Raw genomic sequence first — 24,958 nt, forward strand, 5'->3', positions numbered from 1 at the left:
GGCATGGACAAAATCCCTACTGATAAAAATTTCACTTAATAAAAGTGTATGATTAATGAATAAATTATGACAGAAAAATGAATAATTTTCAGAAAAATAAAATAATATATTTATTTTTTTCTGAAAATATAATATAGTTATGGCACAGAAAGTATTTTAGCATAAGGAGGCTTTTTTATGAGGATTAAAGGGAATTATGTGCCAAAGAGGGAAGTTTTGTTTTGCCCAAGTTCAATTACGATAGGGGAAGCGCTGGAGCATTTAAATAAAACGGGGTATCGTTGTGTACCAGTTTTAGATGAAAAAAAAGAGAAGTTTTTAGGGAATGTATACAAAGTAGATATTTTAGAATATAAAGGTTCATTTGAAGATAATGTATTACAATTATTGAACGATAAGAATGGGTACGTGAGAGAAGACTCTTCCTTCTTTAAAGTATTTTTTACAATTAAAAAACTACCGTATTTATCAGTAGTTGATGAAAAAGGGGTCTTCCTTGGTATTTTAACTCATAAAAAAGTTTTTGAACTATTAGAAGATGCATGGGGAGTCCATTCTAGTAAATATTCTGTCATGATTGGAACACAAGATTATAATGGGGCCATTCAAAAATTATCGACAGTGCTAAAGAAATACACTGGTATTCAAAGCTTAATGACTTTTGATAATGATGCTTTATTAGTACGTAGAATTATGTTTACATTGGGAGAAGAGTTTGAAGATAGTGAATTAGAAACATTGTTAAAGGATTTAGAAGATCATGGATTTAGAGTTGTGTATGTTGAAGAGATGAATAATCCACGTGAAGTTGAAACGATAGAGTAACAAGTAAAAGCCATCTTATTTTTTGATGGCTTTCACTTTCTTTTGCATAAAAATATTCAAATATAATAAAATATAAAAATCGTAAATTTCTAAAAAAAATTGTGTAATAGAATAAATAAAGGAGGTATGTGTGGATAATTTCGATTTTCAAAAAATTCTATTTAAAAATATGTTTTTATTTTTCAACCAAATATGTTACTATATGTGTGATAAAAACAAAGAGGTCTGACAACTAAACTCCACGTTATAACACTCTAATGACTTAAATATTCAAAAAAATCAAAATTTATTATTTAGAGTAATTAAAAGGGGAATGGAGAAATTATGGAGAAAGACATTGCTTTGTAAGGGGTATATTTTATCATCATGAGCAGAGAGGAGGATGCATAGCATATTGTGAAAATATAGATAAACAATGAAAAAGTGCTATGCAAATTAAAGAAATGAAGGGACGATTAAGGCCAGGTGATACTGTAGCAATTGGTTTAATGCTATTTGCATTATTTTTAGGAGCAGGAAATTTAATTTTCCCACCAGTTTTAGGGCAACAAGCAGGAGAGAATGTTTGGGTTGCTACTATTGGATTCCTTGTAACGGGAGTCGGATTACCCCTATTAGCTGTAACAGCTGTCGCGTTTGTAGAGGGGGACTTGAAAGCGCTATCTTCTAGAGTTCACCCTATATTCGCGTTTATTTTTCCACTGATTAGTTATTTAGCAATTGGACCATTCTTTGCGATCCCGCGTACTGGAGCTGTTTCATTTGAAATGGGAATGAAGCCGTTTTTATCAGAAGCAATGGTTTCGGAATGGTACATGCTATTTCTTTATACTATAGTCTTCTTCGGAATAACGTGGTATTTATCATTAAATCCATCTAAATTAGTCGATTGGTTTGGAAAGTTTCTAACACCATTGTTAGTATTAATTGTTGCTGTTATTGTCGGAAAGGCAATTATTGATCCGATTGGAGCACCGTCTGCACCGTTAGCCGCATATAAAGAGAATGCTTTCTTTGGTGGGTTTATTCAAGGGTATTTAACGATGGATGCAATTAGTGCTCTTGTATTTGGAATTGTTGTTGTACAAGTTATTCGTTCAAAAGGGATAAAAGAAAGCGGACAAATCGCAAAAATAACAATTGTATCAGGAATTATTGCTGTATTAGGCTTAACGTTAATTTATTTATCACTTGCTTATCTAGGTTCAACAAGTACTTCACTTGGTGTTTCAGAGAACGGTGGTCTTATTTTAACGAATGTTGTAAATGAGTTATATGGAACGAGTGGGAAAATTTTATTAGGACTTGTTATTACACTTGCTTGTTTAACAACTTCAGTTGGATTAACATCTGCATGTGCAGGGTTCTTTACAAACTTATTCCCGAAATTTTCGCATAAAACGATTGTAACAATAGTGTGTGTATTTAGTTTAATTGTATCTAACTTAGGATTGACACAACTAATCGCAGTAACTTTACCAGTGTTAATGATCATTTATCCAGTTGCAATTGTATTAATCGTACTTTCATATTTCCATAAATGGATTGGAAAGCGTAATACAATTTATATTGGTGCAATATTAGGTGCATTGTCAATTAGTTTATTTAATGGCTTAGAAAGTGCGAACATAAAGATTGACGTAATTTCAAATGTACTTCAAATGCTACCTTTATATAAAGAAGGAATAGGATGGTTAATCCCAGCATGTATTGGCGGGGTTCTCGGTTTCTTCTTCTATAAATCAAATGAATCAAGTGAATTACAAAAGAAAGGTGCTTAGGCGCCTTTCTTTTTTTGAAGGGGATTTTTATGTTTTGTCTAAGTAATAATTGAGAGGAATGATAAAATGGCTAGTTTTGAAGATTTTTTAACTTTGGGTTTACGTATTGGGACGGTAAGAAAAGCGGAGGAATTCAAAGAAGCAAGAGTTCCGGCAATTAAGCTAGAAATTGATTTTGGAGAGTTAGGGATTAAGCAGTCAAGTGCTCAAATTACGAAGAGATACGATCCAGAAGATTTAATTGGTCAACAAGTCGTTGCTGTTGTGAACTTTCCACCAAAGCGTGTGGCAGGATTTAAATCGGAAGTGCTTGTACTGGGTGGTGTTCCTGAAGCTGACGATGTTGTTTTACTTCAGCCGAATATGGAACTGCCGAATGGAACGAAAATTAGTTAGTGTGAAGGTAGGGGTTAATTTGGATATCGGACGAGAATATTTACAATGTGCAATTTCGAATTTCAAAGCAACACAAAAACAAGGAGAACGAGTGCTTTCTCAATTATCTTATGAACAAATAATGTGGTCTTCTCATGAAGAGACAAATAGTATTGCGATTATCATTAAGCATTTACATGGTAATATGCGTTCAAGATGGACGGATTTTTTAACGTCTGATGGTGAAAAAGCAGATCGTAATCGAGATGTTGAATTTGAGGGAGGCTACAATTCAAAACAAGAAGCTCTTACTGCGTGGAAAGAAGGGTGGGAGTATGTTTTTAAAGCGATGGATACTTTAACACCAGAGCAGATTTTGCAGAAAGTATATATTCGCAGAGAAGCACACACTGTAATGCAAGCGATAGAAAGACAAATTTCTCATTATGCTTTGCATATTGGACAAATCATTTACATTGGTAAAATGTTAAAAGAAAATGAGTGGGAGAGTTTAAGTATTCCTAGAGGTCAGTCTAATCTTTATTTAGAAAAAAACGTTCAACATAATAATATGAAAGAAAACGATAAACAATAGGCGCTGAAAAAATAAGCCAAATGATTGATGGTTCTGTGATCATAAGAATGCTGCCAGCAATAAGCCCGTATATAATAAGAAAGAAACAAAAGAGTGTATTAATAGGGACAAAACGTGAGGCAAACAGTTGCTGCTGGTAAAAACAAATGTTGTGAAATAAATAAAAACGGAAGTACCAAGTAGCGATAGTAAGATCTTTCTTTCCTACTATTTTTTTTTTGCATTTATGACAGATGAACGGTGGCTTCATTTCACTACGCTCCATTTTTTATTTTCATTAGTTTCATAAAAATTTGAGACAGTACTAGGTACAAAGTGTATATTCCTATATATGCTCCTGCAATAAGGAAAAATGGATTTAGTAAAACTCCATGAATGCTTGTCATGAAAACAAGACCTTGTATTAAAACATCATATATATTAATAGAAATAATTGTCCCGAGCACATATAATGCTATGTACGCAGAAATATGTAGTGCAATGCGAATTTTAGGGTGTATAGCAAGTAAATAAAAAATAATTGATAGAACGATTGGTAATATTCCCATTAGTAGCTTCAATTCATTTCACCTCATTAACAATATAGCCGAAATTTAAGCGGTCTATTCTCTAGAGCTTGTACATAACTTGAAATAGAGAGGGTGATAGTATGAATCGAGGCTTTTTTTACGTGAAATTAACAAGTGTACGCAAGTTAATTTTATTTGTTATTACTACGGTATTAGCGACTTTTTTTCTTATTAGTATGATGGTTACTTCTATGAAAGAGACGAAGTCAACGTATTTATATAATTGGTTAAATGAGTTATCAATGAATGGTTACATGTACGTTATTGGGAAAGAGAATCATTATTTTACACAGGAGTACCGGAATTTGAATCAAGACTTTTCTATTTCTTCATTCCTATTTTCGATGGCTACGAATATTCGTTTTGATGATGTACGTAGTTTTGTCGGGAAAGAACTTCCGGGATTTGGGAAATATGATACAGAAATCGTTATAGCAGGTGAAGGGACAAATTACTCCAATTTACCGATAGAGTCGAGCGTCCCTCTTGAAGAAGTAGTGAAGGAACGGACTGGAGAAACTGGACAAGTTCCTAAGTCTGATCCGAATAAAGAGAAGAAACAACCATCTCAAACAACGGGGAAAAGGCAAGTTGCATTTATTTATCATTCACATAGTTGGGAATCTTATTTGCCGTTACTGAACTTAACGAATGACCCAGATCCGAATAAAGCAACGAGTTCTGTAACGAATATTTCAATAGTTGGAGATCGTTTTCGTGAACAACTGGAAAGCGAAGGGATAGGTGCTACTAACGATACGACTGATGTCGGCCAAAAATTAATAAGTAAAGGATTAAACAGTAATAGTTCTTATAAAATGTCCCGAGAAATTGTACAACAAGCTATGACTGGAAATAAAGAACTCCAATACTTTTTTGATTTGCACCGTGATAGTGCACGCAAAAACGTCACGACAAAAACAATTGGGGATAAATCATATGCGAAGCTTGCTTTTGTAATTGGGAAAGGTAACAAAAACTATGAAAAAAACTTACAATTAGCAACGGCTTTACATGAGACAATTAGTAAAAAATATCCGGGAGTAAGCCGAGGTGTTATTCAAAAAGGCTTCCAAACAGGGAATGGTGTTTATAATCAAGACTTATCAGGACAGGCGATTTTAATTGAAGTTGGTGGCGTAGATAATACAGATGAAGAATTGAATCGATCAATTGATGCTCTTGCTAAAGCATTTGGAGAATATTTTTGGCAAGCTGAAAAAGTGAATGGATAAACGTAAGTGAGAAGCTTACGTTTATTTTTTTTTGAGCATAAGTTATGGTCAATAAGACATGTCACATTATAGACATAATTTCCTATCATTATAGCAATATCGAAATTTGTCTATTTATAGTAAGGAATTTAGAAAGGAATTTTCGGAATAGTGGAGAAAATCTTTTTACAAGGAAAATTTTTAACTAACAAAATGGGTAGGGTGATCAAGGTGATTCGGGAGATTAGAGCAGAAGATGCAGCACCATTTTTACAATTAAGTAAGCAATTAGACGAAGAAACGAAATTTATGTTATACGAACCAGGAGAACGAAAAACTACAATAGAGCAACAAGAAAAAATGGTTCATCGATTTATAGAAAACGAAAATGCAAACATATTTGTATCTGTTGAAGAAGATAGAATAGTAGGGTTTATTTTAGTTAACGGAAATAATATTCAAAGAAAGAGACATGTTGCGACAATTGTCATTGGTATTTTGCAAGAATATAGTGGCCGAGGTATTGGAACGAGTTTGTTTAAAGAAGTAGAGAAGTGGGCAAGATTACATGATGTATGGCGTTTAGAATTAACGGTAATGGCCCACAATACAAGAGCTCAGGCACTATATAGTAAAATTGGATTTGAACAAGAAGGTGTTAAAAAATCTGCTCTTATCATCGATGGAAAAGGTATCGATGAATATGAAATGGCCAAATTATTAAAATAAGAGGTCGTTATATGAAAAAAAGATGGGCACTACTTGGTACCGTAGCAATGATACTGATTGTTGGAGTAGCAGGAATGAATTATAAGATGTACAAGGAGCAAGAGGCGCGGGAAGTAAATGTAAACAATATATTTCCGAAAGCTAAAGAAACGATTGCTAATATGGATGGGGATATCGCAGTCATTAGTAATCCAAATTCGATGCTTGTACTTGTGAATAAAAATAGGCGTTTACCAGATGGGTATAGACCGCCAGATTTAGTTGTTCCGAAAGTACGTTACTCTAGTGAAGGTGATCAAGAGAAGAAAAAGATGAGGAAAGAGGCAGCGGTGGCACTTGAGGAAATGATTCAGCAAGCCGATAATGAGCGGATTTTCCTTTTTGCAGTCTCTGGATTTAGATCTTTTGATCGACAAAAAGCATTAAATACGATGTATAAAAAACAAGATGGTGAAGCAAAAACAGCAATGTCCAGTGCAGTTCCTGGTACGAGTGAACATCAAACAGGGTTAGCTATGGATATTACATCTCAATCTGCTAAATTTCAATTAGAAACAGTCTTTGGAGAGACGAAAGAAGGAAAGTGGCTTTCTGAAAATGCACATAAGTTTGGTTTCGTTATTCGGTATACGAAAGAGAAAGAAGGGATTACCGGTTATCGATATGAACCGTGGCACGTACGATATGTGGGGAATCCGCAGGCTACATATTTATATGAAAACCAACTGACGCTTGAAGAAGTAACGCAGTAATGAATTGAGAGGAGAGGGCTAAGATGACGATGTTATATAAGAAAAAGGTACACGCATATGTTACGAGAGAAAAAGAAGGGGTTATGCAACTACTCGTTTTTAAACATCGTGATATACGAGAGGCTGGTATCCAAGTGCCAGGTGGGACTGTCGATGAAGGAGAAACGTTAGAAACAGCAATTTTACGTGAAGTACAAGAAGAGTCAGGACTACGCCATTTCTGTATCGAGCGCTTCCTTTCTGATTACATTATTTATGTAAAAGAAAAAAAGGAATATCAAAAACGTCATTTTTTCCACATTTCATTATTAACAGATGTGAAAGATACGTGGGAACATATAGTAAGTACTGGTGAGGAAGACAAAGGTTTAGTATTTTGTTATGAATGGGTTGATATTAACAAATGCCCTGAATTAGCAGGTAAACAAGGAGAGTTTTTACACTTGTTAGAAGATGTATATGTGAAATGATAAAAAAGGGTCTGAGGCGACAATGTATTCGCTTCAGACTCTTTTTATTTCTCTGGAAATTAAAGGTTTTTAAATAGGTGAGTTGAATTCCTGTATAGGGATAGTAGTTGTTAATGCGAGGAGCGGAGAAAATGAAAAAGTAATAGATATACGTCATAAATAAAAGGGCTTATAAAAGGAGAATGAAAATGGAAATTCAGTTCAATACATTATTGCAAAAAGAATTAACAATTCATGATATACAAATAGCGATGAAGGATGGGAAGTTAACTTCAAAAGAATTAGTCATGTATTATCTTCATAGAATCGCAAAATATGACCAAGATGGTCCGAAACTCAATTCTATTTTAGAAATCAACCCAGATGCTATCTTTATTGCAGAAGCGCTAGATCATGAAAGAAAGACAAAAGGTGTAAGAGGTCTATTACATGGTATACCTGTTTTACTTAAAGACAATATTGAAACGAATGACTCAATGCATACAAGTGCAGGTACGATTGCCCTGGAACAAAATATAAGTAGTGAAGATGCATTTCTTGTTAAAAAGCTCCGAGAAGCAGGTGCGATTATAATAGGGAAAGCGAATATGACAGAGTTGGCAAACGGAATGTCTTTTGAAATGTGGGCTGGATATAGCGCTAGGGGCGGTCAAACAATAAATCCATATGGAACGGGCAAGGATGATATGTTCGTTGGTGGCTCAAGTACAGGGTCTGCCATAGCGGTTGCAGCGAACTTAACAGTATTATCTGTTGGAACAGAAACAGATGCTTCTATTTTAAGCCCAGCCGTTCAAAACTCTGTAGTTGGCGTTAAACCAACAGTTGGTTTAATTAGCCGTAGAGGAATTATTCCTTTCACGTATTCACAAGATACAGCCGGTCCGTTTGCTAGAACGGTAACAGATGCTGCTATTTTATTAGGGAGCTTAACGGGAGTGGATGAGGTGGATGCAGCTACTCTCAAAAGTGAAGGAAGGACAGAGCAAGATTATACAACTTATCTTGATGTAAATGGATTAACGGGAGCGAAGATTGGCGTATTTAACAATGCACCAGAAGATTATTTCGAATCTGGTGAGTATGATGAAAAATTGTTTGAAGAATCGATTCAAGTGTTACGTAATGAAGGAGCGACAGTAATAGAAGATATCGATATTCCATTTTTTCATAGAGAATGGAGCTGGGGAGTACCGCTTTACGAACTGAAGCATAGCTTGGATAACTATCTTTCTAAATTACCTTCTAATATTCCAGTGCATTCGATTTCAGAACTAATCGATTTTAATAGTCAGATAGAAGAAAGGGCATTAAAATACGGACAAAATAAATTAGAAAGAAGAAAAGATTTTCCTAATACGTTAAGAACTCCTGAATATTTGAATGCAAGATTAGAAGATATATACTTTTCACAAGAACAAGGAATTGATTTTGCATTAAATAAATACAATCTGGATGCAATTCTGTTTCCTTCCTATATAGGTTCTACTATATGCGCGAAAGCAGGTTATCCATCTATAGCGATACCAGCTGGATATATGAAGAGCGGGAGACCTTTTGGAATTACACTTGCAAGTACTGCTTTTAGTGAAGGGACATTAATTAAACTAGCATACGCTTTTGAACAAGCGACAAAACATAGAAAGATACCAAACTTATCATGAATAGAGAATACAAAAGGACAGGTGAACCCTGTCCTTTTTGCTTTATAGATTAAAATGAAATATCTTTCTTCTCTGTCTTCTGATATTTTAATAAGCTAAAAGATAAACAAGAAGAACATAAAATAAGAAAAGAAGCGATAATATAAATAGTACGAACACCGAAAATGTCAGTAATAATTCCAACACTTAGCATAGAGAGACCAGAAGCTGTTGAGAGAAGGGTGCCGTGAGCTGTATACATTTTCGATAATAAAGAAGTAGCGACGCTGGATTGTAAAACAGTTGTTTGAGAAATATCTCTAATTTGATAGCATGGTCCCATTAGAACGCAAAGAAATAGGGCAATAAATCCGCTACTCGTAATACCATATAGAAATGTAAGGATGCTAAATATAAGAGAGCCTAGTGCCATGGAGCGTATTAAATTGTTTTGAATGTATGAACTCATTCTCCATGCTAAGAGCCCGCCAATTAATGTTCCGAAATAATAACTTGTATTAATATATCCCCACCATTCTTCGCCTTTATGTAAAGCAGTCGTTACATATGCCATCGTAATAGCACCGATCCATATCGTTCCTGCGAAAGTTTCAATTAAGTCCATAAGTGTAACAATGCGTAGAGATGGGTGTTGAAATAACAGTTTCCATCCTTCTAATAATGCAGTAGTTTTCGAAGAAGTGGGTTCTGCTACTCGTTCAGCTTGTATAGATTGTAATGAAAGGTGTAATGTAATACATCCGAAAATCATTAATAGGTTATTAATCATGAGTGTCGAAGTAACTCCAATGAGAAGAACAATTATACTTGTAAATGAGTAAGTGGCGGCTTGTATAATTTGTGTTGAAAAGGAAAAGACACTATTTACTTTTACTAATTTTTCTTGTGTTGTTAAGCGTGGGATAACGGCGTATAGTAAAGGCGCACTCCAGCCACTACATAATGAAATGAAAATAACAAAAGTTAAAAGAGCAGAAATGCTTGTTGATAGAATAGGAAATAATATCATTAACAATATTAAAAGAGCTGTTTTAATCCATTGTAGAGTATATAGCAATGCATAAGATGGAAAACGATTCATTATAAGTGGTGCAGATGTGTTCGCGATAAGATTTGTGATAACTTGTAATAATGGAAAAAGAGCAGTAATTGTAGCTGATTTAGTTGTGATATAGATGTGAGTGGTAATAATCATTATGTATACAATGTCAGCGAGGGTAATACACATTTTGGAGCCTAAATAGTAAGTTAGTAAACGTTTCGGCAATAAGAATACCACCTTCCAAATCAATAATACCTTTTAATTATAATTATTATAATCTGAAAATTATGTTTTTGAAAGAATTAAATTTTTTGTCATTTTTTGAAAGGAATTTTCATGTATAATGAAGAATATATTAATATAGTATTTTATTAATACTTGTTGTAACAGCGAATATGTATAATAACGTGTAGCAAAACGCCCCCCCGTGTTAGATAGGGCGGATAAACCATTCTTTTCTTCATATACATATAGAAAATGAGAAAGAAAGTGAGGGTTGCATATGGCTGGATGGGTGATTTGGTTTATAATAGCTGGTATTTTATTTATCGCAGAAATGTTGTCGATTACGTTTTACATGCTGTGGCTTGGAATTGGGGCTGTTGTCGGAGGTCTTATTGCTTTGTTTGCTCCTGATGCACTGTTTTTACAATTGGTTGTCGGGGCAATTGTAAGTTTAACATTGACCTTCTTTACGAAAAGAATTTCAAAAAACTTTCGAGAAGCACGAGGTTTTACTGATACAGTAGATAAACTTGTTGGTAAAAAAGGGATTGTCATGCAAGCGATTATAAGTGAAGTGAACGGTATTGTGAAAGTGGATGGAGATACTTGGACAGCTATTTCAGATGTTCCTATTGATGCCGGAGAAAAAGTCGTTGTTATAAAGAGGCATAGTACTGTGTTACAAGTGAAAAAGGAGAGTGAATAAATATGGTAGCATTAACATTAACGATTATTTTTGCTTTAATTGTCGTTGTATTTATTGCGTTAACAATTAAAATTATTCCACAGCAAAAGGTTGGGGTTGTTGAGAGATTTGGTAAATTCCAACGTATTATGCACCCAGGATTAAATATTTTAATTCCAATTGTAGACCGCGTACGTGTATATCACGATCTACGTATTCAACAAACGAATGTACCACCGCAAAAGGTAATTACGAAAGATAATGTGCAAGTAGAAATTGATACAATTATTTTCTATCAAATTGTTGAGCCAGAACTTGCGACATATGGTATTTCAAACTATGAATATGGTGTTCGTAATATTACATCTGCAACGATGCGTCAAATTATTGGTAACATGGAACTTGATGAAACATTATCAGGCCGTGAAAAAATTTCAATGGAAATCCGTTTAGCGCTTGACGAAGCGACGGAGAAATGGGGCGTTCGTATTGAACGTGTTGAAATAGTTGATATTAACCCGCCGAAAGATGTGCAAGTATCGATGGAAAAACAAATGAAAGCAGAGCGTAATAAACGTGCGATCATTTTGGAAGCAGAAGCAGCTAAACAAGATAAAGTCCTTCGTGCTGAAGGGGAAAAACAAAGTAAGATTTTAATGGCTGAAGGGGATAAAGAAGCTCGTATCCGCGAGGCTGAAGGTATAAAAGAAGCAAAAGAATTAGAAGCGCAAGGGGAAGCAAGAGCGATTGAGGAAATCGCAAAAGCAGAACAAAACCGAATTGAATTACTTCGCGCAGCAGATTTAGACGAACGCGTACTTGCTTATAAATCATTTGAATCATTAATTGAGGTTGCAAAAGGCCCAGCAAATAAAGTCTTTATTCCGTCTAATGCAATTGAAACACTGGGTACTCTTGGTGCAATTGGAGAAATCTTTAAAGAAAAACAAGCGAAGAAATTACCTTCGTCAGATACAGAAAAATAACTATAAGAGTGGGGAAGAGAAATGGGATGCCATTTCTCTTTTTTGTGCGTATATTGCATAAGGCTTGTACATATCCATGTATAAAGAAACTAATCTCGTTACTCTTTCTATATGCACTAGTAGTAATTATTATTGCGTCGATTGTGACGTCACTTTTACATACAATGAAATCTTATTATGCAAATCAATGGTTTGGAAAAGTATTGATGCGAGGTTTTGTTCAAATGATAGAAAGTGAGAATCATTATTATGGATCTGTTTATTTTAAGCAAAATAAACGAGAGTCAATTGGAAATTTATTATTCTCTATCGCGACGGATTTGAAAATTAAAGACTTAAGAACATTTGTCGGTAAAGAAGTACCAGGTATGTCAAAGTATTATTCTAACATTATCGTAGCTGGTGAAGGGACAAACTATATAATACTATCGATGTGTTAACGGAAGCGTTTAGTAAGTATTATAGGAATGATGCAGAGAAAGTGAATGGGTGAGGAACGGGGAACCGGTCCTTTTTTGTGTTGCTTAAAAAATTATTAAGATTTCATAATGTGAAATAAGAGAGAAATTGTATCTATTAAAATTGATATAATGATTGAAAATTCAGTCATCTAATAGGGTTTCTAAACTTATTAGTATATTATTATGAGAAATTGGAGGGGAAAGAATGGCAATTAGAACAGGGGAACAGTATATTGAAGGATTAAGAAAAAGAAATCCTGAAATTTGGATTGGCGGAAGAAGAGTAACGGATGTAGTAAATGAAGATGTTTTTCGCGAACCTATTTTACAAATTGCTAACTTATATGATATGCAGCACAATCCAGAATATCAGGATAAGATTACTCATATATGCGAAGAGACAGGGGAAAGGGTCTCAAATGCCTTTTTAGTGCCAAAAAATTATGAGGACTTAAAAGCACGTCGTGAATTATTTGAAGTATGGGCAAAAACTACCTTTGGTTTAATGGGAAGAACACCAGATTTTTTAAATGTAACAGTTACTTCAATGGCAAGTAATTCGTGGTTTTTTGAGAAGTTCAATTCAGAATGGGGAGCGAATATAAAAAATTATTATAAGCATATACGAGATAATGATTTGTTTTTAACACATGCGATTATTAATCCGCAAAATGATCGGAGTAAGGCTTCTCATCAACAAGAAGATGAAACGATGCATTTAGGTGTGGTAAGTGAAACAGCGGAAGGGATGTATGTTAGTGGTGCTAAAATGTTAGCGACATTTGCTCCGATTACAGACGAAGTAATTATATATTCTTATCCGAGTTTTAAACCAGGTGATGAACGTCATGCAATCTCTTTTGCAGTTCCAATTGATGCACCAGGACTAAGAATTCTTTGTCGTGAGCCAATGCAAGATGGAAAACGTTCTCTATTTGATCATCCACTTGCATCAAGGTTTGAGGAAATGGATGCATTACTAGTATTTCATAATGTGTTTATCCCATGGGATAAAGTATTTATTTATCAAAATATAGAAGCTGGGAATCAACTGTATCCTAAAACGGGAATTGGTCATCAACCAGCGCATCAATCTGGGGTAAGAGGATTAGTTAAGCTTTCTTTCGCTGCTGAAGTAGCTATGAAATTAGCAGATTCGATAGGAGTAGATGGATTTTTGAATGTACAAAACCAGTTAGCAGAGCTTATGCAAGATGTAGAAACGATACGTGCGCTCTTACAAGTAGCTGAGTATGAATATGAAACGAATCCATATGGAGAAGTTGTTCCTGCAAGGTTGCCACTTGATACAATACGCAGTTTATTACCTAAAATGTATCCGCGTGCAATTGAGATTATTCAAACTATTGGTGCTGGTGGATTATTAATGTCACCGACAGGTGCAGATTTTATGAATCCCGAAATTCAAGACGATATGGAAAAATACTATATTGGGCGTGAAGGAGTATCTTCTGAAGAACGAGTTCGTTTATTTAAATTAGCATGGGATTTATGTGGAGAAGCTTTTGGACAACGGTTATTACAATATGAGCGTTATTATTCGGGAGATCCGGTGCGTAAAATGGGAATGTTTTATAATGCGTACAAAAAACAACAAACGTTTTCCCTAGTAAACAATGCTTTGCAATCAAGTTCATCTGAAGGTGCTTTAAGCTAAGTGAAAATGTTTGCGTTTACAATTTTATTTAAAAAAGGAAGGAGCAACAGATGATAACAAGAATTTTACTGTTAGGATGTAAATCTTCTTATATTTTTAACACCATCTAAAACTAGAGAACTGTAAATGGAATAGGGGAGGTAAATGATTTGATCGCTTCTATCAGTAAAATTTGCAAGATTCTAAATTGCTTTACTAGTGATGAACCGGTACTAGGAAATTCTGAAATAGCGGAAAAACTAAATATGAATGCAAGTACGGTTCATCACCTTGTCCGTACGTTGTGTGCTGAAGGAATGCTCATACAAGATGAGCAAAGAAAATATAGACTGGGCTGGAAATTGTTAGAGTGGGGAAACCAAGTAATGTTTCAGCAAGAAATATATAGTGGGGCAATACCGCTTGTAGAAGAGCTTGTAAGGAATTTTAATGGAACTGTGCATATTGGTATGTTTGATCGTGGTGATGTTGTATTTATTTTGAAAGTTTCATCAAAGGAAACCGTTCAAATTTCAACACATGTTGGATCAAGAGAGCCTGCATATTGTACAAGTACAGGGAAAGTCCTTCTTTCATTTAATCCTTCGCCCCTAGAATATACTTCAGGAGAAGGGTTTTTACCACGAGCACCCAATACAATTACTTGCGTGAAACAATTCCAGACAGAGTTACAGACGATTCGTAAGCAAGGTTATTCAATTAGTGATAATGAAAATGAACATGGACTATATGGAATTGCTGCTCCTATTCGATCCTATACTGGCAGAACTATTGCGGCACTTAATATTGTTGGACCTATATCGTATATGCAGGGAAGTAATCGTGAAATCATAATTCAAAGTGTGATGAATACAGCAAATTTGATTTCGAAGGAATTTGGCTATTTGGAAATTTAACTCTAGAAGAAGAGAGATGAGAGTCATTTATATACATGAGCAGTGTATACCTGAATTAACGAAATCCATTGTCTCAATTGGTGCTTTTGATGGTGTACATAAAGGCCATCAAGCTGTTATTAAAAATGCGGTTGAAAAGGCAAAGGAATTAAAGATAACAAATGTTGTGTATACATTTGATCCACCACCACGTTCTTATTTTCAAGGGGCTCAAGTATTAACGTCTATTGATGAGAAAGTGAAACGTCTTCAAAATCTCGGTGTTGAACATGTAATTGTAATTCGGTTTGATGAGTCATATATAACAAAAAGTGCGAGTTGTTTTGTTCAAGATTTAAAAAGGCTAAGCCCTGTAGAAATTTATATTGGCCAAGATTTTAGGTTCGGAAAAAATCGAGAGGGCAATATAGAGTTGCTAAAAGAACACTTCAATATCTCTATAGTGAAAGATGTTTGCTGTGAAGAAGGTGAGCGAATATCTTCAACGAGAATTAGAAATTATGTATGTCATGGAGAGGTGCAAAAGTCTAGCTCTTTACTCGGTTGGTCTTTTAAAACGATATAAATAAAAGGAATAATGAGGAGGAAAAAATATGTCTAAAACACTACACTCTTTTAATTTATTAAAATGGATCGATGAAAATAAAGATTTGCTAAAGCCCCCAGTAAATAACAAGGTGATTTGGCAAGATTCAGAGTTTATTGCCATGATTTTAGGTGGTCCAAATAGAAGACGTGATTTCCATGTGGATCCTTCAGACGAGTTTTTCTACCAAATTAAAGGTGAATGTTATGTGGAATGTATTACAGAGGAAGGTAAGCGAGAAGTCGTCACAGTAAAAGAAGGGGATGTATTTATGCTACCAGCTATGGTACCTCATTCACCACATCGCGTTGCTAACACATATGGGCTAGTAATTGAAAGAAAACGTAACCAAGGAGAACTTGAGGATTTCGTTTGGTTCTGTGACGAGTGTAATCATGAAATGCATCGTGTACGTGTTCAATTAAATGATATTGAAAAACAAGTAAAAGAAGCAATTCATAGTTTTAATTCAAATAAGGAAATTCGAGCATGTAAAAACTGCGGTCACATTATGCCAGAAGAAGTGGAGGAATGGAAGTGCGAATAGATTTTCATACACATATTATTCCTGAAACTTTTCCGGATTTTGAAGAGAAGTTTGGTGGCGGTCGTTGGCCAATATTAAATCGGACTTGTACATGTGGTGCAAGTATTATGGTTGGAGGTAAAAACTTTCGTGACGTGACAGACCAAGTATGGTGCCCTAAGAAAAGAATTGAAGATATGGACCGTGAGGGTGTTGATATTCAAGTTTTATCACCAATCCCTGTTACATTTTCGTATTGGGCAAAACCAGAGGATGCCGAAAGTATGGCACGTATTCAAAATGATTTTATTGCAGAAACAGTTTTAGCATATCCAAATCGTTTTGTAGGGTTAGGAACGGTTCCGATGCAAGATGGAGAAACTGCGATTCGTGAAATGGAGCGTTGTATAACGGAATTAAATTTACATGGTATTGAAATTGGCACAAACGTAAATGGTAAAAATTTAGATGACCCATCGTTTATTGAATTCTTTCGAATGGCTGAAAAGTGGCAAGTTCCAATTTTTATTCATCCATGGGAAACATTAGGGCGCGATAGAATGCCTCACCATAATTTTATGTATACAGTCGGGATGCCGAGTGAAACGGCTCTAGCGGCAGCTACACTTATATGTAGTGGGATAATGGAGAAATTTCCAAGGTTAAAGGTTTGTTTTGCGCATGGGGGAGGGTCTTTCCCATATATTTTGCCAAGATTAGATCAAGGATGGAAAGTATGGCCACATTTACGGTTGACTACACACCCTCCTAGTTATTATGCAAAGAAATTTTATTTTGATTCTTTAAATTATGATCCTATTAATTTGAAATATATGATTGAAAGATTTGGACATGAAAAGATTTTTATGGGATCGGATTATCCATTTTTATTGCGAGAAGTTGATCCGGGCAAAGTGATTGATGAAACAGTCGGTTTATCGGAGGAACAAAAAGCAGCAATGCTTGGGGGAAATGCTGCGGAATTTTTAAATATTGATATAAAAAAACGAGGTGTAGCATATGCAGAGAGTACAAACACCTGAGGACAAACTAAGTGAGTTAGGAATCACACTACCAGCTATTCGCCCAGCAGTTGGAAATTATGTTAGTTGTGTAAAAGTAGGTAACTTATTGTTTACTGCTGGACAAGGTGTAGATGAGTATCACGGGAAATTAGGAAAGGATATTTCAATTGATGAAGGATATAAAGCAGCAAGACAATCAATGTTGAATTTATTAAGTGTTGTGAGAAACGAATTAGGTGATTTAAATAAGGTGAAACGAGTTGTAAAGCTGCTTGGTTTTGTAAATAGTACGGAAGATTTTATCAATCAGCCAAAAGTAATGAACGGGGCATCGGATGTATTAGTAGATATTTTTGGGGAAAAGGGAAAACACGCTCGCTCTGCAGTCGGTATGGCTCAATTACCTAATAACACAACAATTGAAATTGAGATGGTTTTAGAAATTGAGGAGTAGGAGGTAAGGAAGGTGAACAAAGAATTATTAGCTGACAAAATGAAAGTAAAAGATGCGAAATTGTTTATTGATGGACAATATGTGGATTCCATATCTGGCGAAACGTTTGATACGTTCAATCCAGCGACGAATAGAAAGCTGGCTTCTATTGCAAAGGCAAATGAAGAGGACACAAAAAGAGCAATTGATGTGGCAGAACGTACATTTAAAAGCGGCATTTGGAGTAAAATGCCTGTGGAAGAGCGATCGAATATTTTATGCAAAATGTCGGATTTGATTATGGAAAGAGTGGATGAACTAGCGTATATAGAAACTCTTGATGTTGGAAAACCAATTAAAGAAAGTAAAGGATTCGATATACCACGTTCGGCTCATAATTTTCGCTTCTTTGCTGAAATGGCTAAATATATGGTGCATGAGCATTATGACAAACATAACTTTATGTCATATGCAAAGTATGCTCCCGCGGGAGTGACTAGTTTAATCATTCCTTGGAATTTGCCATTTATGCAAATGACGTGGAAAGCATCAGCTGCACTTGCTTCTGGTAATACTGTTGTTGTCAAACCAGCCTCCTATACTCCTTTAAGTGCAGTTATGCTCGGTGAAATTGCAAATGATGCAGGACTACCTCCAGGTGTACTTAATATTATTACAGGTCCAGGAAATACTGTTGGGACAACAATGACAACACATCAAGCTGTAAGAAGAATTTCATTTGTTGGAGAAAGTAATACAGGAAAAACAATTATGCGTAATGCATCAGAAAACTTAATACCTGTTTCATTAGAATTAGGGGGTAAATCAGCAAATGTCGTATTTGAAGATGCAGATTTAGATGAAGCGGTACAAGGATCGATTGAAGCTATTTATCGGAACCAAGGAGAAATTTGTTTAGCTGGTTCAAGATTACTTGTGCAAGAAAGTGTATATGAACAGTTTTTAGAGAAATTTGTAGCGGCTGTAAAAAGAATAAAAGTTGGAGATCCTCTTTCTGAAGATACAGATATGGGAGCGCTTGTATCAAAATCTCATTTAGAAACAGTTGATCGTTACGTAGAAATAGGAATTTCGGAAGGCGCAAAATTAGCCTATGGAGGAAAAAGAATTGAAAGTTTAATAGAAGGGAATTTTTATGAACCTACTATTCTATATGATGTCGATAATAGTATGCGCGTAGCGCAAGAAGAGATATTTGGCCCAGTTCTAGTTGTTATTCCATTTAAAACGGAAGAGGATGCAATTCGCATCGCGAATGATTCCATTTATGGACTAGCTGGAGTTGTTTGGACAAATGACCTTAGACGAGCGCAACGAGTGGTTTCACAAATTGATTCAGGCTTACTATGGATTAATTGTTGGTATGTTCGAGATTTACGTACTCCATTTGGCGGTTCGAAGGCGAGTGGGATTGGTAGAGAAGGTGGACGGCATAGTTTCGAATTTTATACGGAAGCTAAGACGGTTACGATGAAATTATAAAGGTGATGTTTTAACTTAAAGTACAAAGCTCCCATCTGACATTTATGGAAATAAAATAGTTAGGTGGGGGCTAGTTATAATGCCATTGATTGGGGATATATAAATTTTAAAAATGAGGTGAAAGCAATTGTTAATTAAAGAATTAGCTGATGAACTATTACAAGCTGAAAATTCACGAGTAGGGATACCTCCATTTACTGAGAGATATGCTAATTTATCTGTTGAGGATGCTTATAATATTCAGCTTGAAGTAGTAGAAAGAAAGTTGGCGAATGGGCGTTGTGTAATTGGAAAGAAAGTTGGACTTACGAGTATTGCGATGCAGCAGATGCTTGGGGTAAATGAGCCAGATTATGGACATTTACTAGATGATATGAAGATAGAAAATGGTAGTGAAATTTCAATAAGTTCCTTTGTATCTCCAAAAATAGAGGCAGAAATAGGGTTTGTTTTAGCAGAAGACTTAAATGGGCCTAATATTACATATGTTGACGTACTAATGGCGACGAAATATGTAGTGCCTACACTTGAAATTATTGATAGTCGAATTGCTGATTGGAAGATTAGGCTTGCTGATACAGTGGCGGATAATGGATCGTCGGCAAAAGTTGTAATTGGTGATACATTCTCTAGCGTTGATAAAGTAGATTTACGTACAACAGGAATGACACTTTATAAGAATAATTGTTTAATTGCTACGGGAGCTGGTGCGGCTGCAATAGGGCATCCTGCTCAAGCTGTTGCTTGGTTAGCTAATAAACTTCATGAATTTAATATTGGATTAAAAGCAGGGGAGTTAATTTTACCAGGTGCGTTATCTGGTGCAGTCTCAGTAAATAGTAAAGATAGTATTCAAGCTGATTTTGGTTCACTAGGATCGGTTTCTGTTACCTTCATATAGATTAAAGGATTGAAAAAGGGGGGATAGATGTGGAGAAAGTAAAGGTAGCTATTATTGGATCAGGTAATATTGGCACGGATTTAATGTATAAATTAAGAAAAAGTGAAGTCATAGAGCTGAACGCCATGATTGGAATAGATTCGGAATCGGATGGTTTAAAGCGAGCAAAAGAAGTGGGATACGAGGTTTTTGATAATGGAATACAAGCAATTATTGATAATCCAAGTTTAGCTGATATTGTATTTGATGCAACTTCAGCTAAAGCACATAGTTATCATGCAAAAGTATTAGGAGAGCTTGGGAAAATAGTAATCGACTTAACACCTGCTGCATGTGGGCCGTTCGTTTGCCCTGCTATACAAAATAATAATTTTGTAGATAAGCAAAACGTTAATATGATTACGTGCGGGGGACAAGCAACGATTCCGATTGTTCATGCTATTAATGAAGTGGCAAATGTTACATATGCAGAGATAGTTGCTACAATTTCAAGTTTAAGTGCAGGTCCAGGTACAAGGGCAAATATTGATGAATTTACAATTACGACGAGGCGTGGAATTGAAGAAATTGGAGGGGCAGATCACGGGAAAGCACTTATTATATTAAACCCTGCAGAGCCTCCTATATTAATGAGAGATACAGTATATTGTGAAGTTAAGTATATGGATGAGGCTTCTATCCAAGAAGCGATTCAAAAGATGGTTGAAGTAGTTAGGACGTATGTTCCAGGTTATTCTTTAAAACAAGAGCCGATGTTTGATGGGAATCGTGTAACTGTATTTTTAGAGGTTGAAGGAGCTGGAGATTATTTTCCTCCTTATGCCGGTAATTTAGATATTATGACAGCGGCGGCATTAAAAGTAGGTGAAGAATTTGCAGCGCAAATCATTTCGGAGAAGAAAAGAGGTGTAATGAATGAGGCGAAATAGTGAAATGCCAATTAAAATAACGGAAGTTTGTTTACGTGATGGAAGCCATGTAATGAAACATCAATTTACAGAAGAACAAGTTCGTTATGTAACAAGGGCATTAGATGAAGCTGGTATGCATTATATCGAAGTGAGTCATGGAGATGGTTTAGGTGGTTCTACATTACAATATGGAAAGTCATTAGTTAACGAAATGAAGCTGATTGAAGCAGCCGTAGATGAGTGTAAGCAAGCTAAAGTAGCTGTTTTGTTAATTCCTGGTATTGGAACTATCCATGAATTAAAGCAAGCTGCAAATATTGGTGCGAAACTTGTTCGTGTAGCAACTCATGTAACAGAAGCGGATGTTTCAGCACAACACATTTATTTCGCACGAGAACTAGGTATGGAAGTATGCGGTTTTTTAATGATGGCACATTCTGCACCGGTTGAAAAATTAGTAGAACAAGCAAAGCTTATGGAGGATTATGGTGCAGAAGCAATTTATGTAACTGATTCAGCTGGTGCTTTACTACCTCACGAAGTATGTGAGCGTATTCGTGCATTACGTCAATCTTTAAATATAGAAATTGGCTTCCATGGCCATAATAACCTTTCTGTTGCAGTAGCGAATACAGTGGTGGCAATTGAAGAAGGTGCGACACGTATTGACGGAAGCGTGCGGTGTCTTGGAGCAGGAGCTGGAAATGCCCAAACAGAAGTATTACTCGCTGTTTTGGATCGTATGGGATATAAGCTAGATATAGATTTATATAAGATGATGGACTTAGCTGAGGATATTGTTGCACCTTTATTGCCAGCACCGCAAGAAATTCAAAAAGGAAGTCTTGTAATGGGGTATGCTGGTGTATATTCTAGCTTTTTATTACATGCTGAAAGAGCGGCAAAGCGCTTTAATGTAGATGCCCGTGATATTTTAATAGAACTCGGGAAAAGAAAAGTAGTTGGAGGACAAGAGGATATGATTTTAGATGTAGCAGCAGAATTAGCAAAAATAAAAACGGGGGTGTGAAAAGTGAAGTTAGTAAAAGGGGCCGATATAGAAATTGTTGAATATTTACTTCAAGCTGAAAAGAATAGGAAGGAAGTAGTAAAAGTAACGGATAAGCATCCTGATTTAATGGTGGATGATGCTTATAGAGTGCAAAAATGTTTAATTGAACAAAAAATGAAGGAAGGTTCTAAAAGAGTTGGTGTAAAACTTGGATTAACGAGTAAGGCAAAACAACAAATGATGGGTATTGATGAAGCAATTTACGGATATTTGTTGGATGATATGTTAGCGTTCGAATGGGAGCCCTTGCAATACGAAACATTGATTCATCCAAAAGTAGAGCCAGAGATCGCTTTTTTAATAGGAGAGGATTTACAAGGTACGAATGTTACAGCCGATGATGTATTAAAGGCAACAAAATATGTCGCTCCAGCTTTAGAGATTATTGATAGCAGGTATTTAAATTTTAAATTTACATTACCTGATGTAATAGCAGATAATTGTTCCTCTTCAAAGTTTTTATTAGGAAGTAAATGGATTGATGTTAAAGATATAGAACTAGCTAATGTAGGGATGGTTATGTCGAAGAATGGTAAGATTGCTACAACTGGGACAGGGGCAGCTGTACTGGGACATCCAGCAACAGCAATTGCTTGGGCAGTAAATAAACTAGGTTTACAAAATGAAGGATTGAAAAAAGGTGATATCGTATTAAGTGGAGCATTATCAGAAGCCATTGCATTTAAAGCAGGAGATTCTATTATTGCACAATTTGATGGTTTAGGAAGTGTAGCGATGTTTTGTGAATAAATAGTAAAGTGAGAGATAAAAATGCCCATTATACAAATTCAAATAATAGAAGGTAGAAAGCAGGAGCAAATTCAAAATCTAATATTTGATGTTACAGAGGCGGTTGCAAAAAATTTAGATGTAGATGCTGGGCGTGTACGTGTTTTAGTAAATGAAATTCCTAGTTCGCATTGGGGAGTAGGAGGAAAAACGAAAGCTAGTTTAGAAGAAAGTTAGTTGGTAATAAAAGCAATTCTCATTCTTTTAGGAATGGGGATTGCTTTTATTATTTTGAAAAATTTTAATAATATGTTAAAATTTAACCTTGTTTAAAAGGAGATAAGGGGGAATAGACATGCAAATACTACTAATACGTCACGGAGAATCAGAAGCAGACATTTTAAATGTACATGAAGGACGAGCTGATTTTGAGTTAACTGACAAAGGGAGACGACAAGTACAAAGACTTGTACAGAAAGTGAAAAAGGATTTTGCGCCAGATTTCATTTGGGCAAGTACATTAAAACGTGCTCGCGAAACTGGTGAAACATTAGCAGAAGGAATCGGGTGTCCAATTCAATTAGAAGAGGAATTAATGGAGTTTAATAATGGGGTACAAGCAGGCTTATCATTTGAAGAAGCGAAAAAATATCCAGAGCCAAAGTTTCTTCATGACCGGTTTGAAAACGGGGAATCATTTATTGAATTTAGAATGAGAATAGAAGGAATCTTTTCTAAAATCGTGACAGAAAATACATATGACCGGATTGCAATCGTTGCACATGGTGGTGTAATAAATAGTATATTACGTGCATTTTTCCAAATGCCAATTTCAATGGACTATTATTTTAAAATGGGAGATACAGGAATTAGTTTGATTGAACTTACGGATAAACAGAAAACTGTACATTTTATAAATGAAACAAATCATTTGGATGGAATGTAAGTAGCTATGTACAAAGTTGTATTTTTCGATGTGGACGGTACGTTGTTAAGTGAGATTGATAGAAGTATGCATGAAAGCACAAAAGAAGCGATACAAAGATTAATAGATAAAGGCATTCATGTAGTTGTTACAACAGGGAGACCATATAGTTTGTGTGCACAATTTAAAGAACTAGGCATAAATACGTTTATTTCTGCAAATGGTGCACATATAAAGTGTAATGAAGAAGTTATACATAAATCGGTACTTTCTAGTGAAATTGTTCATGATATTTCAAATTTCGCTGAATTACATGGTCACAGTGTTTCTTATTTTACAGAAGAATTTGTAATGAATGGTATTGCCTCAAAAGACGAACGTGTAATACGAGCATTAAATGAAACGTTAAATTTAGAGCGGTATCCTGACAAAGTTAGAAACTTGTCAGAAGAGGTTTATTGTGTATGTCTGTATGCTGATGAAACAGAAGCTCAAAAATTCTTTGAAAGATATCCAACACTTACGTTTGAACGTTTTCATGGTTACGTTATGAATGTGTTGGAAGATAATAAAGTATCGAAGCTAACTGCAATTCAAAAGGTATTGGAACATCTGAAAATTTGTAAATCAGAAGCAATTGCTTTTGGTGACGGTGGGAATGATATCGAAATGTTACAGTATGTAGGGTTAGGGATTGCGATGGGGAACGGTGGAGAAGAGTTAAAAGCAAGAGCTGATTTTGTTACAAAGAAGGCGAGCGAAGGTGGTATTGCTTTTGCTTTAAAGGAATTTAAAATTATTTAAAAAGATATCTTTATTCGAATAAAGATATCTTAGGATCATGAATATGCTCACATAATAAAATATGAATTTGCCCACGGTGATGATAGAGATGTGCAACGATTTCAAGCAACCATTCGAATCGAGAATAAGAAATACCCCAATAGGCAGTCATAACTTCTGATAATTCTTCATTGGAATAGGATAGAAATGTTTTAGAGAGAAGATTGTATCCTTCAGTCAGCGTTTTCTGCATTTGAGCAATTGTTTTTGGTGTATGTTCTATATAAAAGGTATGTAATTCTTTTTCTGTAATGCCATTTAAAATAAGTAGATCAGCATGACAAATAAGAGAAAGATGTGTACACATTACAAATAGGGAACGTTTATCTTGAATCGGTCTTATTTTCAAATCGTTTTCATTACATTGGTTAATCATATGAATAGAACTATCGATAGCAACTTTAAGTTGATGTAACGCAGATTGTACAAACATTGTAATTCTCCTCGTCTCCGTATATAATAATTTATTAAGGGTATTATATCATACTCAAAATTCCGAAAATTCTAGTAGTTTGACTAGCATAGTGAAAAGTATTATATTGTAAAAGGTCATATGA

General features: G+C 35.2%; 29 protein-coding genes and 1 pseudogene. 26 read left to right on the forward strand and 4 right to left on the reverse strand.

The window, feature by feature from the left end; genetic code table 11:
• The first annotated feature begins 177 nt into the window (after positions 1-177).
• The 4 genes from cbpA to MR071_RS07610 all read left to right on the forward strand — a co-directional run bounded on the left by cbpA (position 178) and on the right by MR071_RS07610 (position 3,576).
• Positions 178-825, forward strand: coding sequence for a cyclic di-AMP binding protein CbpA (gene cbpA / locus MR071_RS07595; protein ID WP_242235595.1), 648 nt, complete (start codon positions 178-180; stop codon positions 823-825).
• Positions 826-1,268: 443 nt separating this feature from the next.
• The gene (brnQ4, locus tag MR071_RS07600) at positions 1,269-2,606 is read left to right on the forward strand and encodes a branched-chain amino acid transport system II carrier protein BrnQ4 (protein WP_105586714.1); all 1,338 of its coding nucleotides are present in this window, start codon (positions 1,269-1,271) and stop codon (positions 2,604-2,606) included.
• 66 nt (positions 2,607-2,672) lie between these two features.
• Positions 2,673-3,002 carry a chaperone CsaA gene (gene csaA / locus MR071_RS07605; protein ID WP_242235597.1) on the forward strand — a complete coding sequence of 110 codons (330 nt, stop codon included), beginning with the start codon at positions 2,673-2,675 and terminating at the stop codon, positions 3,000-3,002.
• Entirely contained in the window at positions 2,983-3,576 is a 594-nt protein-coding gene (locus tag MR071_RS07610) for a DUF1572 domain-containing protein (RefSeq protein WP_105586683.1), read from the forward strand. Before csaA ends, MR071_RS07610 begins: the two co-directional genes overlap by 20 nt.
• Here MR071_RS07610 and MR071_RS07615 read toward each other — a convergent pair.
• Together MR071_RS07615 and MR071_RS07620 are read right to left on the reverse strand one after the other, a co-directional pair.
• Positions 3,515-3,826 (reverse strand): permease, encoded by a 312-nt coding sequence (locus tag MR071_RS07615; RefSeq protein WP_105586682.1) that lies wholly within the window; start codon positions 3,824-3,826, stop codon positions 3,515-3,517. The two genes, MR071_RS07610 and MR071_RS07615, sit on opposite strands and share 62 nt — an antisense overlap.
• Before the next feature lie 4 nt (positions 3,827-3,830).
• Positions 3,831-4,136, reverse strand: a complete 306-nt coding sequence (locus MR071_RS07620; RefSeq protein WP_105586681.1) for a hypothetical protein — start codon at positions 4,134-4,136, stop codon at positions 3,831-3,833.
• Positions 4,137-4,225: 89 nt separating this feature from the next.
• On the opposite strand from MR071_RS07620, the gene spoIIP reads away from it, so the two are divergent.
• The 5 genes from spoIIP (at position 4,226) to MR071_RS07645 (ending at position 8,974) form a co-directional block, all read left to right on the forward strand.
• Entirely contained in the window at positions 4,226-5,380 is a 1,155-nt protein-coding gene (gene spoIIP, locus MR071_RS07625; RefSeq protein WP_105586680.1) for a stage II sporulation protein SpoIIP, read from the forward strand.
• A 210-nt stretch (positions 5,381-5,590) separates the two neighbouring features.
• On the forward strand, positions 5,591-6,088 hold the full coding sequence (locus MR071_RS07630) for a GNAT family N-acetyltransferase (RefSeq protein ID WP_105586713.1): 498 nt from the start codon (positions 5,591-5,593) through the stop codon (positions 6,086-6,088).
• 11 nt (positions 6,089-6,099) lie between these two features.
• Positions 6,100-6,840: a M15 family metallopeptidase gene (locus tag MR071_RS07635; RefSeq protein ID WP_105586679.1), complete on the forward strand. Its 741-nt coding sequence runs from the start codon at positions 6,100-6,102 to the stop codon at positions 6,838-6,840.
• A 23-nt stretch (positions 6,841-6,863) separates the two neighbouring features.
• Positions 6,864-7,310 (forward strand): NUDIX hydrolase, encoded by a 447-nt coding sequence (locus tag MR071_RS07640; RefSeq protein WP_242235599.1) that lies wholly within the window; start codon positions 6,864-6,866, stop codon positions 7,308-7,310.
• 188 nt (positions 7,311-7,498) lie between these two features.
• The gene (locus MR071_RS07645) at positions 7,499-8,974 is read left to right on the forward strand and encodes an amidase family protein (RefSeq protein ID WP_242235601.1); all 1,476 of its coding nucleotides are present in this window, start codon (positions 7,499-7,501) and stop codon (positions 8,972-8,974) included.
• Positions 8,975-9,023: 49 nt separating this feature from the next.
• Here the strand turns inward: MR071_RS07645 and MR071_RS07650 are convergent, their stop codons facing one another.
• A complete protein-coding gene (locus tag MR071_RS07650) occupies positions 9,024-10,241 on the reverse strand; it encodes an MFS transporter (protein ID WP_242235603.1) in 1,218 nt (405 codons plus the stop codon).
• Between the two features lie 277 nt (positions 10,242-10,518).
• Here MR071_RS07650 and MR071_RS07655 point away from each other — a divergent pair, with 277 nt between their 5' ends.
• The 17 genes and pseudogenes from MR071_RS07655 (at position 10,519) to MR071_RS07735 (ending at position 24,362) form a co-directional block, all read left to right on the forward strand.
• Entirely contained in the window at positions 10,519-10,947 is a 429-nt protein-coding gene (locus MR071_RS07655) for an NfeD family protein (RefSeq protein ID WP_242235606.1), read from the forward strand.
• A 2-nt stretch (positions 10,948-10,949) separates the two neighbouring features.
• Complete coding sequence (locus tag MR071_RS07660; RefSeq protein WP_105586675.1) at positions 10,950-11,912, forward strand: SPFH domain-containing protein; 963 nt, start codon at positions 10,950-10,952, stop codon at positions 11,910-11,912.
• A 26-nt stretch (positions 11,913-11,938) separates the two neighbouring features.
• A pseudogene (locus MR071_RS07665) lies at positions 11,939-12,331 on the forward strand (stage II sporulation protein P); the annotation flags it as partial.
• A gap of 247 nt (positions 12,332-12,578) precedes the next feature.
• The gene (locus MR071_RS07670; protein ID WP_242235608.1) at positions 12,579-14,051 is read left to right on the forward strand and encodes a 4-hydroxyphenylacetate 3-hydroxylase family protein; all 1,473 of its coding nucleotides are present in this window, start codon (positions 12,579-12,581) and stop codon (positions 14,049-14,051) included.
• Positions 14,052-14,200: 149 nt separating this feature from the next.
• Positions 14,201-14,947 carry an IclR family transcriptional regulator gene (locus MR071_RS07675; protein WP_105586673.1) on the forward strand — a complete coding sequence of 249 codons (747 nt, stop codon included), beginning with the start codon at positions 14,201-14,203 and terminating at the stop codon, positions 14,945-14,947.
• 16 nt (positions 14,948-14,963) lie between these two features.
• Positions 14,964-15,512: an FAD synthetase family protein gene (locus MR071_RS07680; protein WP_105586672.1), complete on the forward strand. Its 549-nt coding sequence runs from the start codon at positions 14,964-14,966 to the stop codon at positions 15,510-15,512.
• A 28-nt stretch (positions 15,513-15,540) separates the two neighbouring features.
• Positions 15,541-16,080 carry a 3-hydroxyanthranilate 3,4-dioxygenase gene (gene nbaC / locus MR071_RS07685; RefSeq protein ID WP_105586671.1) on the forward strand — a complete coding sequence of 180 codons (540 nt, stop codon included), beginning with the start codon at positions 15,541-15,543 and terminating at the stop codon, positions 16,078-16,080.
• On the forward strand, positions 16,065-17,102 hold the full coding sequence (locus MR071_RS07690) for an amidohydrolase family protein (RefSeq protein ID WP_105586670.1): 1,038 nt from the start codon (positions 16,065-16,067) through the stop codon (positions 17,100-17,102). Before nbaC ends, MR071_RS07690 begins: the two co-directional genes overlap by 16 nt.
• Positions 17,080-17,538, forward strand: coding sequence for a RidA family protein (locus MR071_RS07695; RefSeq protein ID WP_105586669.1), 459 nt, complete (start codon positions 17,080-17,082; stop codon positions 17,536-17,538). The genes MR071_RS07690 and MR071_RS07695 overlap by 23 nt, the downstream gene beginning before the upstream one ends.
• 12 nt (positions 17,539-17,550) lie before the next feature.
• Positions 17,551-19,020, forward strand: coding sequence for an aldehyde dehydrogenase (locus tag MR071_RS07700; protein ID WP_105586668.1), 1,470 nt, complete (start codon positions 17,551-17,553; stop codon positions 19,018-19,020).
• Positions 19,021-19,147: 127 nt separating this feature from the next.
• The gene (locus MR071_RS07705; RefSeq protein WP_105586667.1) at positions 19,148-19,921 is read left to right on the forward strand and encodes a 2-keto-4-pentenoate hydratase; all 774 of its coding nucleotides are present in this window, start codon (positions 19,148-19,150) and stop codon (positions 19,919-19,921) included.
• A gap of 29 nt (positions 19,922-19,950) precedes the next feature.
• Positions 19,951-20,850, forward strand: coding sequence for an acetaldehyde dehydrogenase (acetylating) (locus MR071_RS07710; RefSeq protein WP_105586666.1), 900 nt, complete (start codon positions 19,951-19,953; stop codon positions 20,848-20,850).
• Positions 20,837-21,862 (forward strand): 4-hydroxy-2-oxovalerate aldolase, encoded by a 1,026-nt coding sequence (dmpG, locus tag MR071_RS07715; RefSeq protein ID WP_242235610.1) that lies wholly within the window; start codon positions 20,837-20,839, stop codon positions 21,860-21,862. The genes MR071_RS07710 and dmpG overlap by 14 nt, the downstream gene beginning before the upstream one ends.
• A 3-nt stretch (positions 21,863-21,865) precedes the next feature.
• On the forward strand, positions 21,866-22,654 hold the full coding sequence (locus tag MR071_RS07720) for a 2-keto-4-pentenoate hydratase (protein WP_105586664.1): 789 nt from the start codon (positions 21,866-21,868) through the stop codon (positions 22,652-22,654).
• A gap of 21 nt (positions 22,655-22,675) precedes the next feature.
• Positions 22,676-22,870: a 4-oxalocrotonate tautomerase gene (locus tag MR071_RS07725; RefSeq protein WP_105586663.1), complete on the forward strand. Its 195-nt coding sequence runs from the start codon at positions 22,676-22,678 to the stop codon at positions 22,868-22,870.
• 118 nt (positions 22,871-22,988) lie between these two features.
• On the forward strand, positions 22,989-23,579 hold the full coding sequence (locus MR071_RS07730; RefSeq protein ID WP_105586662.1) for a histidine phosphatase family protein: 591 nt from the start codon (positions 22,989-22,991) through the stop codon (positions 23,577-23,579).
• Between the two features lie 6 nt (positions 23,580-23,585).
• Positions 23,586-24,362, forward strand: coding sequence for a Cof-type HAD-IIB family hydrolase (locus MR071_RS07735; RefSeq protein ID WP_105586661.1), 777 nt, complete (start codon positions 23,586-23,588; stop codon positions 24,360-24,362).
• A 10-nt stretch (positions 24,363-24,372) separates the two neighbouring features.
• Here the strand turns inward: MR071_RS07735 and MR071_RS07740 are convergent, their stop codons facing one another.
• Positions 24,373-24,834, reverse strand: coding sequence for a DinB family protein (locus tag MR071_RS07740; RefSeq protein ID WP_105586660.1), 462 nt, complete (start codon positions 24,832-24,834; stop codon positions 24,373-24,375).
• Positions 24,835-24,958: the final 124 nt, after the last annotated feature.

Origin of the sequence: Bacillus cereus group sp. BfR-BA-01316, assembly GCF_022664195.1 — a bacterium.
Classification (GTDB): domain Bacteria; phylum Bacillota; class Bacilli; order Bacillales; family Bacillaceae_G; genus Bacillus_A.

What these genes read in the sequence shown, in the direction of transcription:
- csaA (WP_242235597.1), top strand. Translation starts at nt 2,673, where the DNA reads ATGGCTAGTTTTGAAGATTTTTTAACTTTGGGTTTACGTATTGGGACG.
- MR071_RS07725 (WP_105586663.1), top strand. Translation starts at nt 22,676, where the DNA reads ATGCCCATTATACAAATTCAAATAATAGAAGGTAGAAAGCAGGAGCAA.
- MR071_RS07735 (WP_105586661.1), top strand. Translation starts at nt 23,586, where the DNA reads ATGTACAAAGTTGTATTTTTCGATGTGGACGGTACGTTGTTAAGTGAG.
- MR071_RS07690 (WP_105586670.1), top strand. Translation starts at nt 16,065, where the DNA reads ATGGAAGTGCGAATAGATTTTCATACACATATTATTCCTGAAACTTTT.
- spoIIP (WP_105586680.1), top strand. Translation starts at nt 4,226, where the DNA reads ATGAATCGAGGCTTTTTTTACGTGAAATTAACAAGTGTACGCAAGTTA.
- MR071_RS07615 (WP_105586682.1), bottom strand. Translation starts at nt 3,826, where the DNA reads ATGAAGCCACCGTTCATCTGTCATAAATGCAAAAAAAAAATAGTAGGA.
- MR071_RS07730 (WP_105586662.1), top strand. Translation starts at nt 22,989, where the DNA reads ATGCAAATACTACTAATACGTCACGGAGAATCAGAAGCAGACATTTTA.
- nbaC (WP_105586671.1), top strand. Translation starts at nt 15,541, where the DNA reads ATGTCTAAAACACTACACTCTTTTAATTTATTAAAATGGATCGATGAA.
- MR071_RS07660 (WP_105586675.1), top strand. Translation starts at nt 10,950, where the DNA reads ATGGTAGCATTAACATTAACGATTATTTTTGCTTTAATTGTCGTTGTA.
- MR071_RS07610 (WP_105586683.1), top strand. Translation starts at nt 2,983, where the DNA reads ATGGAACGAAAATTAGTTAGTGTGAAGGTAGGGGTTAATTTGGATATC.
- MR071_RS07640 (WP_242235599.1), top strand. Translation starts at nt 6,864, where the DNA reads ATGACGATGTTATATAAGAAAAAGGTACACGCATATGTTACGAGAGAA.
- MR071_RS07655 (WP_242235606.1), top strand. Translation starts at nt 10,519, where the DNA reads ATGGCTGGATGGGTGATTTGGTTTATAATAGCTGGTATTTTATTTATC.
- brnQ4 (WP_105586714.1), top strand. Translation starts at nt 1,269, where the DNA reads ATGAAGGGACGATTAAGGCCAGGTGATACTGTAGCAATTGGTTTAATG.
- MR071_RS07670 (WP_242235608.1), top strand. Translation starts at nt 12,579, where the DNA reads ATGGCAATTAGAACAGGGGAACAGTATATTGAAGGATTAAGAAAAAGA.
- cbpA (WP_242235595.1), top strand. Translation starts at nt 178, where the DNA reads ATGAGGATTAAAGGGAATTATGTGCCAAAGAGGGAAGTTTTGTTTTGC.
- MR071_RS07645 (WP_242235601.1), top strand. Translation starts at nt 7,499, where the DNA reads ATGGAAATTCAGTTCAATACATTATTGCAAAAAGAATTAACAATTCAT.
- MR071_RS07680 (WP_105586672.1), top strand. Translation starts at nt 14,964, where the DNA reads ATGAGAGTCATTTATATACATGAGCAGTGTATACCTGAATTAACGAAA.
- MR071_RS07635 (WP_105586679.1), top strand. Translation starts at nt 6,100, where the DNA reads ATGAAAAAAAGATGGGCACTACTTGGTACCGTAGCAATGATACTGATT.
- MR071_RS07740 (WP_105586660.1), bottom strand. Translation starts at nt 24,834, where the DNA reads ATGTTTGTACAATCTGCGTTACATCAACTTAAAGTTGCTATCGATAGT.
- MR071_RS07695 (WP_105586669.1), top strand. Translation starts at nt 17,080, where the DNA reads ATGCAGAGAGTACAAACACCTGAGGACAAACTAAGTGAGTTAGGAATC.
- dmpG (WP_242235610.1), top strand. Translation starts at nt 20,837, where the DNA reads ATGAGGCGAAATAGTGAAATGCCAATTAAAATAACGGAAGTTTGTTTA.